This window comes from Streptomyces sp. Je 1-4 4N24 (assembly GCF_026239515.1).
Lineage (GTDB): Bacteria > Actinomycetota > Actinomycetes > Streptomycetales > Streptomycetaceae > Streptomyces > Streptomyces nigrescens.
On sequence record NZ_CP110836.1, the window covers coordinates 8,301,401 to 8,312,988 of the forward strand.

The 11,588-nt window shown below is 71.2% G+C and carries 9 protein-coding genes; 5 read left to right on the forward strand and 4 right to left on the reverse strand.

Annotated elements, in window-relative coordinates; translation table 11 throughout:
- Positions 1–14: 14 nt before the first annotated feature.
- Genes sbnB through SLV14N_RS36035 form a run of 4 tightly spaced genes read left to right on the forward strand, consistent with a single transcriptional unit; the run spans position 15 to position 5,357 of the window.
- Positions 15–1,016 (forward strand): 2,3-diaminopropionate biosynthesis protein SbnB, encoded by a 1,002-nt coding sequence (gene sbnB, locus SLV14N_RS36020; protein ID WP_263272615.1) that lies wholly within the window; start codon positions 15–17, stop codon positions 1,014–1,016.
- Entirely contained in the window at positions 1,013–2,863 is a 1,851-nt protein-coding gene (locus SLV14N_RS36025) for an FAD/NAD(P)-binding protein (protein WP_263272616.1), read from the forward strand. Before sbnB ends, SLV14N_RS36025 begins: the two co-directional genes overlap by 4 nt.
- A complete protein-coding gene (locus SLV14N_RS36030; protein WP_208686884.1) occupies positions 2,860–4,062 on the forward strand; it encodes a PLP-dependent aspartate aminotransferase family protein in 1,203 nt (400 codons plus the stop codon). Before SLV14N_RS36025 ends, SLV14N_RS36030 begins: the two co-directional genes overlap by 4 nt.
- A complete protein-coding gene (locus SLV14N_RS36035) occupies positions 4,059–5,357 on the forward strand; it encodes a benzoate/H(+) symporter BenE family transporter (protein ID WP_263272617.1) in 1,299 nt (432 codons plus the stop codon). The genes SLV14N_RS36030 and SLV14N_RS36035 overlap by 4 nt, the downstream gene beginning before the upstream one ends.
- Positions 5,358–5,545: 188 nt before the next feature.
- Here the strand turns inward: SLV14N_RS36035 and SLV14N_RS36040 are convergent, their stop codons facing one another.
- From SLV14N_RS36040 to SLV14N_RS36050, 3 genes are all read right to left on the reverse strand, one after another.
- Entirely contained in the window at positions 5,546–6,964 is a 1,419-nt protein-coding gene (locus tag SLV14N_RS36040; protein WP_263272618.1) for a sodium:solute symporter, read from the reverse strand.
- Positions 6,964–7,251, reverse strand: a complete 288-nt coding sequence (locus SLV14N_RS36045; RefSeq protein WP_208686891.1) for a DUF3311 domain-containing protein — start codon at positions 7,249–7,251, stop codon at positions 6,964–6,966. Before SLV14N_RS36045 ends, SLV14N_RS36040 begins: the two co-directional genes overlap by 1 nt.
- Before the next feature lie 160 nt (positions 7,252–7,411).
- Positions 7,412–8,983 carry an amidohydrolase gene (locus SLV14N_RS36050; protein WP_263272619.1) on the reverse strand — a complete coding sequence of 524 codons (1,572 nt, stop codon included), beginning with the start codon at positions 8,981–8,983 and terminating at the stop codon, positions 7,412–7,414.
- A 221-nt stretch (positions 8,984–9,204) separates the two neighbouring features.
- Between SLV14N_RS36050 and SLV14N_RS36055 the strand changes: the two genes are divergently transcribed.
- On the forward strand, positions 9,205–10,278 hold the full coding sequence (locus SLV14N_RS36055) for an Lrp/AsnC family transcriptional regulator (RefSeq protein ID WP_263272620.1): 1,074 nt from the start codon (positions 9,205–9,207) through the stop codon (positions 10,276–10,278).
- A gap of 39 nt (positions 10,279–10,317) precedes the next feature.
- On the opposite strand, the gene SLV14N_RS36060 is transcribed toward SLV14N_RS36055, so the two are convergent.
- Positions 10,318–11,454: an alkene reductase gene (locus tag SLV14N_RS36060; RefSeq protein WP_263272621.1), complete on the reverse strand. Its 1,137-nt coding sequence runs from the start codon at positions 11,452–11,454 to the stop codon at positions 10,318–10,320.
- Positions 11,455–11,588: the final 134 nt, after the last annotated feature.

The following is an 11,588-nucleotide window of genomic DNA, read 5'->3' on the forward strand; positions in this document are numbered from 1 at the left end:
GGGGGGAACGCCTGATGTTCAATTTTGAGATAGTGGCCGGAGAAACGGTTCGTCAAGTTCTTCACGAAAAGCGTGGAGACGTGCTCGGCATTGTCAGCAGTGCCTATCGGGCGCATGAATCCGGAGACTCCGTCAACCCGGACAGCTACTTTCTCCGCTTCCCGGAGAAGCCGGATTCCCGGATCATCGCGCTGCCGGCCTTCCTGGGCGCCGATGTCCAGCTCGCCGGCATCAAGTGGATCGCGAGCTTCCCGGGCAACACGCGCCGCGGGGCCCCGCGCGCCTCGGCGGTCCTGCTCCTGAACGACTACGAGACCGGGTACCCGATCGCCTGCCTCGAAGCCGCCAACATCAGCGCGGCACGCACCGCCGCCTCCGCGGCCGTCGCGGCGACCGCGCTGCGCCCGGACGGCTTCGCGGGGACCCGTATCGCCGTTGTGGGCGGCGGCGTCATCGCCCGCAATATCTGCGACTACCTGAACGTCGCGGGCTGCGCCCCGGACACCTACCTCGTCCACGATCTCGACGAGGCCTCCGGACAGGCCCTGGCCGAGCATGTGCGCAGCACACAGAACCGTCCGGCCACCTTCACCGCCGACCTCGACGAGGCGCTGCGGGCCGACACCGTCGTCTTCGCCACGACGGCTCTGGAGCCCTACGTCAGCACTCCGTTCAAGCCCGGTCAGCTGGTTCTCAACATCTCCCTGCGTGACCTGGCCCCCGAGGTGGTCCTCGGGGCGGACAACATCCTCGACGACGTCGAGCACTGTCTGAAGGCCCAGACGTCACCCCACCTGGCCGAGCAGCTGTCCGGCTCCCGCGAGTTCGTGACCGGAACCCTCGCCGGAGTACTGAACGGGGAGGTGACGCCCTCCCCGGACCGTCCGGTGATCTTCTCGCCGTTCGGGCTGGGCGTACTGGACCTCGCAGTAGGGGCGTTCGTCCTCGGCGAGGCGCGCAAGGACGGCAGCACCATCGAGGTGCCCAACTTCTTCGGGGAGACGCGCCGGTGGTGACTCACAGACCCGTCTCCGTCGCGATCGTGGGCGCCGGATCGCGGGGGCTGGGCGTCTTCGAGCGGCTGGTCGCGCACTGTCTGGCGCGGCCGGCCCCGCTCACCGTCCACCTCATCGACCCGCAGCCCTTCGGCGCCGGATTCCATCTGCCCGCGCAGCCCGACCATCTGCTGCTCAACACCGTCTGCGCACAGCTCTCGGCCTTCGCCGACCGGCACATGGTGGACGGCCCCGTACCGATATCCGGTCCCTCGCTGCACGAATGGTGCCGGCGCCGGGATCTGCGGCTGGCCGACGACGGCTACACCGTGCGCCCGGGTGCCGGACGGGAGATCCAGCCGAACGACTTCCTGCCCCGCAGGCTGCTGAGTGAGTACCTCACCTGGGCGGCGGGGGAGATCATCGACGCGGCGCCCGAGAACCTCACACTGGTGCGGCACCGTACGACGGCCGTTGACATCCACCCCGCAACGCCGGACACCGAAACGGTCGTCCTCGCCGACGGCACCCGGATCGACGCCGAGGCCGTCTTCGTCACCGTCGGGCACCACTCGCTCTACCGGCCCGCGGCACCCGCTCCCGACCCCCGACTCGTCACCCGCCCCTATCCGTTGCCCGAGGCGCTCGACAGCATCGGACCGGGCGAACGGGTGGCCGTCCTCGGCATGGGGCTGACGGCCATGGACGTCATCGCCACGCTGACCCTCGGCCGCGGCGGCGCGCACACGACGGGCGAGCACGGGATGAGCTATCTGCCCAGCGGGCAGGAGCCGTTGATCGTGCTGACCAACCGCTCCGGGATGCCCTCGCGCAGCCGCCCGCGCCTCCACCCGGGACGGATGCGCTTCGTCCCGCTGGCGCTGACCACGGAGCGCCTCGACGAGATCCGTACCCGGCGGGCGGACCGGCGGATCGACTTCGCCGCCGAGGTGCTGCCGCTCGTCGAGGCCGAGATGGAACTCGCCTACTACCGCGTGCTGTTGGGCCGGGAGATGGGTGACATCACGGACGCGGGGCTGGAGATGGCCAGGCGCTGTGCCCGGACCGGTCATGAGCCCCTGCTCGATGAGCTGCGCGCCCGGTTCGGCACCGGCCCGGTGCCCGGGATCCTGTCCGCCGGCCTCGCGGACCGGCAGTGGACGGAGTACTCCGCCTACCGCGACTGGTTCACCGCGGAGGTCGCCACCGACCTGGCCGAGGCCCGCGAAGGCCTCGGGGTGAGCCCGCTCAAGGAGGCCCTGGAGGTCCTGCGGGACCACCGTGATGTCCTGCGCGCGGTCATCGACCCGCCGGGAGTCGACGACGCGTCGCTGGCCGCCTTCTTCGGGGAGTTCGCCTCGACGGTGAACCGGCTGGTGATCGGCCCGCAGCTGGACCGGTCGGCCGAGCTGCTCTCGCTGATCGACGCGGGGATCGTCCGGCTCGGCCCCGGCCCGCAGCCGAAGATCGTCGCACCGGTCGGACAGGGACCCTGGCGACTGGAATCCACCTGCCTGGCCGAGCCGTTGCGGATGGAGGTCGACCATGTGGTGCAGGCGCATGTGACCGAGCCCGGCGCGGACCGGGCACCCGGGACACTGCTCGGCACGCTCGTCGCCGCGGGCCGCGTCCGTACCCTCGCGCACCGCGGAGGGACGGTGCACGGGCTGGACGTGACCCGGCAGGGCCAGGGGATCGACCGTACGGGCACCCCGCAGCCACGTCTGTTCTTCCTCGGGCCGCACACCGAGGGGTCCAGCTACTACAACCACTATGTGCCCTCACCCGGCGCGCCCTCCCGTGCGCTGCTGGACGCCGAACTTGCCCTGAGCACCGCTCTGCCGGAACTGATGACGAGGAAGCGATGAACAACAGCGAGACCTTCACCCCCTGGACGCAGGAGTACCGGCCCGAGACGCGCGCCGCGCAGGGCGACGGCTGGCGCTGCCCGACCACCGGAGCCGTGCCGCCCCCGATCGGTCTGGGGGCGACCTTCGCGCGCGACAGCGAGTACCGGGCGCCGGCCGGACTGGCGTATCTGCGCGACCAGGGGACACCGGGGTACGAGCAGGTCGAGAAGGTGGTGGCGGGCCTGGAGGGTGGCTCGGACGCGCTGGTCTTCTCGTCCGGCATGGCCGCCGCCACCGCCGTCTTCCAGGTGCTGCCGGCCGGTGCGCGGGTCGTGGTCCCGCAGACCATGTACTTCGGGCTCACCAAATGGCTGCTGGAATTCGGCCCGCAGCGCGGCCTGGAGGTCGTCCAGGCACCCATGAACGACCTGGACGCGGTGGCGGCCGCCGTGACCGCCGCCCCGACCGCGCTGGTGTGGGCGGAGTCCCCGGCGAACCCCACCTGGACGGTGACCGACATCGCCGCCTGCGCCGAGATCGCACACCGGGCCGGTGCCCTGTTCGGCGTCGACAACACCGTCCCCACGCCGGTGCACTCCCGGCCGTTCGCACTCGGCGCTGACCTGATCATGCATTCGGGCACCAAGTACCTCAACGGCCACACCGATGTGGTGGCCGGACTGCTCGTCAAGGCGCAGGGCAGCAGCGAGGCCCGGGACACGATCTGGGAGCGTCTGCAGCTGCACCGCCGGCTGACCGGCCCGATACTCGGCCCGATGGAGACCTACCTCCTGATGCGGGGCATACGGACGCTCTACCCCCGGATGCGCCAGATCTCGGAGACCGCGATGGCCGTGGCCGAGCACTTCGCCGAGCACCCCCGGATCCGGCGGGTGGCCTATCCGGGACTCGCCACCGACCCGGGACACGCCGTCGCCGCCCGGCAGATGACGGGGGGCTTCAGCGGCATGCTCTCCCTGCACGTCGACGGCGAGTGGCAGCAGTCCCTGCGGACCGCGAACCACTGCGAACTCTTCATCCGTGCCACCTCGTTGGGCGGGGTGGAGAGTCTGGTTGAACACCGCTACACCTTCGAAGGGCCGGGTAGTACCTCGCCGAAGGACATGCTGCGGCTGTCCATAGGTCTGGAGAGCCCCGCAGACCTTGTCGCCGACCTCGAACAGGCCCTGGAAAAGGCCGTGAAGGAAGACCGTTGAGTTCCAAGACACCCACCCCCCACCCCGACGCCGCACCGCGGGGTTCCGCCCCACCGGGGCCGGCGGACGCGGCGGAGGGGTCCCCGGCTCCGGCGCCGGGGACCCGGCCCGGCCTGTTCCGTGACGCCTCGCTGTCCGCGGTACTGGCGGGCTTCGTCGCCGTCGTCGTGTCCTACTCGGGCCCGCTCGTCATCGTGCTCGCGGCGGCGTCCGCCGGGCATCTGAACACCGCACAGACCAGCTCCTGGGTATGGGCCATCTCCATCGGCAGCGGGCTCACCTGTATCGCGCTGAGCCTGCGCACCAAGATGCCGGTGATCACCGCATGGTCGACACCGGGCGCGGCCCTGCTGGTCACCAGCCTGGGGGCGTACTCCTACGCGGAGGCCATCGGCGCGTTCATCGTCACCGGTTTGGTGATCACCCTGGTCGGTCTGACCGGAGTGTTCGGATGGCTGATGCGGCAGGTGCCCACCGCCGTGGTCTCCGCGATGCTCGCCGGCATCCTCTTCTCCTTCGGCACCGGGGTGTTCACCTCACTCAAGACCGCACCTCTCATTGCCGGTTCCGTGCTGGTCGCCTACCTCCTGGCGAAGCGGTGGCTGCCCCGGTACGCCGTATTGGTCGCCCTGGCTGCGGGTGTCGCGGCCAGTGCCGTCAGCTCCCGGCTGGACATCCATCTGGACCGGATCGAGCTGGCCAAGCCGGTGCTGACGACCCCGGAGTTCTCGCTCGCCTCCCTCATCGGCATCGCGGTGCCGATGATCCTGGCGACGCTCGCCTCACAGAACGCACCAGGTATGGCTGTGCTCACCGCATCCGGCTACCAGCCCAAGGACCGCCTGCTGATCGGTTCCACGGGCCTGGTCTCCACGGCGCTGGCACCGTTCGGCTCCCATGCCATCAACCTCGCGGCGATCACCGCCGCCATCTGCACCGGCCCCGAGTCGCACCGCGACCCGAAGCGGCGCTATGTGGCCGGAGTCTCCTGCGGGGCGTTCTATCTCCTCATCGGGGCCTTCGGCTCCACGCTGGTGGTGCTCTTCGCGGGCCTGCCCAAGGAACTGGTGGCGGCGGTCGCCGGAGTCGCCCTGCTCGGTGCGCTGGCCGGCGGGCTGACCGGGGCGGTCAAGGAGGAGAAGGACCGCGAGGCGGCCCTGATCACCTTCCTCGCCACCGCCTCTGGTGTCACCCTCTTCGGCATCGGATCCGCCTTCTGGGGGCTGCTCTTCGGCGTCATCGCGCACTTCGTCCTGACCCGTTGGCGCGGTACACCCACGGAACCCGCCAAGTGATCCGGGCCGGCCGTGCGCCGGCGGCGGCCATGACCTGACCGGGGCCCGCACGGGCCGCCGGGCACCTTCGTGTGTCCGGCGGCCCGTGCCGGCTGACGGGGCGCTTCCCCACTCGCGCGCTGATCTGGCCGGGGAATGCGTTTGCCAGGCCGCGGTAGCCCCGCGGGACAGGGCCGGGCACGCCGCCGTCAGGTCAGGGCGGGCTCGACCGCGGGGGCGGGGGTACGTCTGGCGAGGAACAGCCCACTGGCGAAGGTGATGGCGAGGTTGACGGTGAGGGCGATCAGACCGCCGTTGACTCCGTGCACCACCGGGTGTCCGGACGCCTGCAGTGCCACGCCCACCCCGAGCCCCACGACGAGGCCCGTGAGGACCGCAGGGGCGGTGATGCGCCGGGAGAAGAGCGTCACCAGCCAGGCAGGGACCACCTGCGAGCCGATGACGTAGGCGAAGGCGAGGACGTCGAGCATGAGCCCCTGCACCGTGACCGCGAGCACGGCGGAGACGACCAGGTAGCCGGCCGTGCTGGCGGAGACCCAGCGCCGCTGCCGGGCGGGGTCGGCGGCGGGCAGCAGGTTCCGGGACAGAACGCCGCCGAAGCCGAGCGCCAGCACGGAGACGGTGAGCAGTCCGGTGAGGGCGGCGGCGCCCGCGGAGAGCCCGACCAGCCAGTCGGCTCCGGTGGCCTGGGCGGCGGCGGGGAAGGCATGGTTGGGATCGGCCAGCTTCAGATGCGCGAGGCTGTAGTAGGACGCGAAGACCAGCAGCGGGTACATCAGCATGTAGAGCGGCTGGACGACGATGGTGCGGCGGACGGTTCGCTCGGAGCGTCCCGCGACGACGAACGCCAGCCCCATCGTGCCCAGGTAGAAGCCCAGGGCCTGCACCACCATGGTGGTCAGAGCGTGCACCAGCGGCTCACCTGTGAGCGTCGCGGGCGAGCCGGCCTCGCGGGCGGCGTCGAACAGGGCACCGGGCCCGGCACCGGAGTCGCGCAGGCCGGAGACGGCGAACAGCCCGACGAGCCCCACGGCCACGATCAGCGCGATGTCCTTGAGCACCGACACCATGGCGGGCGCCTTGATGCCGGTCAGCGTCACGTACACCAGGGAGATGGCGACGGTGATCACCACGGTGATCTCCGGCGTGAGGTGGAATCCCAGCGCGGCCAGCGCCGCGTGCAGCCCGGCGAACTGGAACTGGGCGTACGTCAGCAGGAAGGTGACGGTGGCGAGGGCGACCGTGATCTCCAGGGCCCGGCTGCCGAACCGGGCCCGCATGACGTCGGGGACGGTCATGGCGTCGTACCGCTTGGCCGCCCGCCACATCAGCGGGCCGACGTAGTAGCCGATGGGGTACGCCAACAGGATGTAGCCGATGAACCAGACGCCGTAACCGGCTCCCTGGGAGTAGATGCCCGCCGGGAACCCGAGCAGCGTGGCGATGCTGTAGACCTCGCCGACGGAGAGGAAGAAGAGCAGCAGGCCGTTGAAGGAGCGACCGCCGACGAGGAAATGCGAGACGTCGCCCTTACCGGAGCCGCGGCGGGCGGCCACGGCTATCACCAGTGAGGCGGCCACGATGATGCAGAAGACGGCGATGGCCATCAGTGGTCCCTTCCCACGGCGGATGTGGCGGTGCCGGCGGTAGCGGCGAGGTCTGGCGACGGGGCCGGCGGGGTGTCGTGATCCGGATCCGGCCGATGCCGGTCGAAGAGGAACCAGGAGGTGCCCAGGCACAGGCTGGTGAGCGGGATCCAGAGGAAGATCCAGAAGAACAGGAGGGGTATGCCGAAGACTCTCACCGGGGTGTCGGCGAGCAGCGGCATCGCGACCAGGAGAGCGGTGGCGGGGAGGCCGAGTCCGATCAGGGGGCCTGCGATCTTTCCGGTCATGGTGTCCTCGTACGGGTCGTGGTCGGGTGGGGCGCCTCGCGGCCGGCGGAGGCGGAACGTGCGGCGGTGCGGATGACGATGGCGACGGGACGGGGCGGGCTGAGGGCAGGGGGACGGCGGCTGCCGGCCGGGCAGCGGGGGCGGGCAGCTGCGGGCCCGGTCAGGCCTGCCACACCTGCCGGGCGCCAACCCACGTCTCGCTCACGCCGATGGCGGCCAGCCGCTGCGGGTCGGCCGTCAGCGGGTCCTCGTCGAGGACGGTGAAGTCGGCGAGCATGCCGGGCACCAGACGTCCCTTCACGGCCTCCTCGCCGGCCGCGTAGGCGGCGCCCGTGGTGTACAGCGCGAGCGCCTCTCCCGCCGTGATCCGCTGGTTGCCGCCCAGCACGGTGCCGTCCGCGGTCTGCCGCGTGACGCAGCTCTGCAGCCCGAGGAGCGGCTCGTACGGCCCGCAGGGGTAGTCGGACGACCCCGCGGTGGGAATGCCCGCGTCCAGCAGGTCGCGGTGTGCGAACATCCGCTCCAGCCGCTTGGCGCCGTACCAGCCTGTGAGCTTGTCGCCGTGGAAGGCGACATAGCTCCCGAACGGCACCGTGACCATCCCGAGCGCGGCGATCCGGCGCAGGATCGTGTCGTCGACGAGGCTGCAGTGCTCGATCCGGTGCCGGGTGCCGGGGCGCGGATCGGCCGCCTGCGCTGCCTCGACGGCGTCGAGGACCAGGCGGATCGCACGGTCGCCGTTGGCATGTACGCAGACCGTCCCCCCGGCACCGTGCACACGCCGGACGACATCGTGCAGCTCGGCCTCGGACATCGCCTGGATGCCGTGTTCGCAGGTTCCCTCGTACGGCTCCTCCAGCAGGCAGGTGCCACCCGCCACGGCGCCGTCGACCAGGGCCTTGACTCCGCCGATGCGCAGCCGGGTGCCGCCGAGGCCGGTGCGCAGCCCGATCGACTCCATGCCAGGGACCGCGGTGTAGAGCAGAAGGGCATTGACCCGCAGGGTGAGCGCGCCGGCTGCGTCGGCGGCCTGCAGGAGCTCCAGTCCATCGCCGGCGACGGCTGCGTCCCCGACCGAGGTGATGCCTGCCGAGTGCATCATCCGCTGGTAGCGGCCCAGGGCCTCGATCCGGTCGGCGAGTGGGCTGACCGGGACGACGGGGTCGCGGCCGGGGGCGGGGGAGCTCCGCAGATGCATCATGGCCTGTTCGTACAGGACGCCGTCGAGCCTGCCCTCGGCGTCGCGGCCGTAGGCGCCGCCGGCCGGGGGCTCGCTGTCGTCGTCGAGGCCCGCGGCACTCAGCGCGGCGGAGTTGAACACGGCCCAGTGCGAGGCTATGTGCGTCACCATCACGGGGCGGTCGGAACAGATACGGTCCAGGTCCCGGCGCTTGATCACCGTGCCGCCGGTGGTCTTGCCATGGTCGTACCGGGCACCGATCAGCCATGCTCCGGAGGGCAGCTCGGCGGCGCGGCCGCGCAACGCGGCCTCCAACTGCTCGTGGGTGCACACCCGTTCCGGGGAGAGATCCACGTGCAGCATCGCCTCCGCCATCGACGTCGGGTGCTGATGCGCGTCATTGAAACCGGGGACGACGGTGCGGTCGCCGAAGTCGTGCACGGGTGCCTCGGGGAAGCGGGCGCGCAGCTCTTCGACGGTGCCGGCGGCGGCGATCCACTCTCCGACGGTGGCGAAAGCGGGCAGGGCGGTGCCGGTTGCGAGGGTGTGCATCCGGTCAGCCGTGAAGATCCGCGTGGTGAAGGTATCGGTGGTCCGGGGCTGTGGAGGGGTGTGCAAGGGGTGCCTCCGGGGCGAGGCCGCGTCCGTGGGCGTACGGGCGCGGTGCGGGGGCACCCGCCGGCTGCGCGGGTGCCCAGGACGTCGCCCGATGATGCCCTTGAGGGCGTGCGCACCCCTCGATTCGCCCGATCACGTCACGCACAATGGCCCGCATGCACAAGTCCGTGGATCTGACCGAGCTGGACCTCTCGATCGTGCACGCCCTGCAGCTGGCGCCGCGCGCGCCCTGGAACACACTCGGCGAGGTCCTGGGCGTCGACCACACGACGGTGGCTCACCACTGGGCCCGCCTGGAAGAGCAGGGCAGCGCGTGGCTGATGGCGTACTACCCCGCCTGGCACGACGGACTGTGCCGCGCCCGGGTGGAGGTCGACTGCGCGGGTGGAGCTGTGGACGCGGTGGCGCAGGCCCTCGTCCACGACCCGCACGTGGTGTCGGTCGACCTCACGCACAACGGTGGTGACCTGCAACTGATGGTGAGCGCGGGCAACTTGGGGGTGCTCTCGCGGTACGTCACCGATCGGTTGCACCGGCTGCCCGGTGTGGAGCGCATCGCGGTACACCCGGTCACCCGGGAGTACGCGGACGGTCGGCAGTGGCGGCTGGACGCGCTCAACGCGGAACAGGTGCGGCAGCTCACCGCGATCAGCCCCGCGCCTCATGGCGGAACGGTGTCACCTGGTCCGGAAGAGCTTCGGATCCTGTCGGTGCTCGGTCCGGACGGCCGCTGCTCCTGGACGCAGCTGGCGGAGCGTACGAAAGTCAGCGCCGCAACGGTCCGCCGCAAGGTCCACCGGATGATGCGGGAGGGAACGCTCGCCTTCCGATGCGAGGTTGCGGCGCACAGCGCGGGGTGGCCGGTCCAGGTGCTCTACACCGCGCAGTGCCCGGCGAACCGCCTGGAGTCCGCCGCGCGGGAGCTGGTGGTACTGCCAGGGGTCCGCTCGGTGGCGGCGCTCGCCGGTCCGGCGAACCTTGCGGTGACGGCGTGGCTGCGGTCTGCGGCCGACATTCAGCAACTGGAGGTGCGGATGCTGCGCCGGGTCCAGGAGCTGGTGATCACTCGTCGCTCCGTCGCACTGCGGGCGCTGAAGCGGATGGGGCGGCTCCTGGGGGCGGACGGGCGCCGCATCGGCTACGTGCCGATGGACGTGTGGAGCGACCCGGTATGCGGCGGGTCCGTCAAGCGAGCGTTAGGGCGTGTCGTTCGGATCAGGGCTCCCTGATCCGCCCTGATCCGAACGACACGCCCTAACTCCCAGCAGTCATCGCCGTTCGAGCAGGGGAACACCCATCCCGCTCACCGGGTAGTCGACATAGCCCTCCGCCCCGCCCGTGTAGTACGTGGCCGGGTCGCCGACGGCCGGCTCCTGCCGCAGGGCGAACCGGGTGACGAGGTCGGGGTTGGCGATGAAGTGCGTGCCGAAGGACACGGCGTCGGCGATCCCGGCGTCGAGGACGGCGTTCCCCGACTCACGGTCGAAGCCGTTGTTCGCGATCAGGGGGCCGTCGAACCGCCGCCGGTAGCGTGCGAGCGCCGCGAGGTCGGGAGTTCCGTCCGCCGCGGTGCGGTCCCGGCCCCGCAGATGCAGGTAGGCGACCGGACGGTCGTTGAGCTCCGTCACCAGCGCGTCGTAGTCGGCGAGCATCTCCTCATCGGCCCGGAAATGCTCCCCCTCGGTCCAGTAGGGCGCCAGGCGGAGGCCGACGCACCGGCCGTGCCATGGCACGGCGACCGCGTCGACGATGTCCAGCAGCAGACGCCGCCGGCCCGTACGGTCGCCGCCGTAGGCGTCGGTACGGCGGTTCAGCCGCGGGTTGAGGAACTGCGCGATCAGAAAGGCTCCGAGGGCACCGATCTCGACCCCGTCGAACCCCGCCCGCCGGGCGTTCTCCGCGGCGGTACGGAAGTCGGTGACCGTGGCCGCGATGTCGGCGGTGGTCATCTCCCGGGGAGTGACGGTCTCCTTGAACCCGCCGGCGGTGAAGGCCCTCGTACGGGGGTTGACCGCCGACGGCCCGCCGGGCAGCTCGCCTCCCAGGTGGTCGGGGTGCGAGGCGGCGCCGGTGTGCCAGAGCTGCAGCACGATACGGCCGCCGAGGGCGTGCACGACATCGGTGACCCGCCGCCACCCGGCGATCTGGTCCTCGCGGTAGATGCCGGGGACGTGGACGAAGCCGACCGCCCGTTCGCTGACCCAGGTCCCCTCGGTGATGATCAGTCCTGCGGTGGCCCGCTGGCCGTAGTAGGCGGCGTGCAACTCCGTCGGGACGAGCGCGGCGTTGGCCGCGCGGCCCCGGGTGAGCGGGGCCATCACCACACGGTTGGGCAAGGAGAGGCCGCCGAGGTCCGCGCGCCGCAGCAGCGGCTGGTCGGCGGTGGTCGGCAGGGTACTGCTCATGGTGTGTTCCTCCTGGTCATCGGGCCAGGGAGGTGGCCGGGCCCGGAATCCGGGCCGGATCACGGGCGTCCGGTCACCTCGGCCCGGTGGTGCGCGTCATCAAGGTGACGGAGCGGGACGAGGAAAGGTGACCG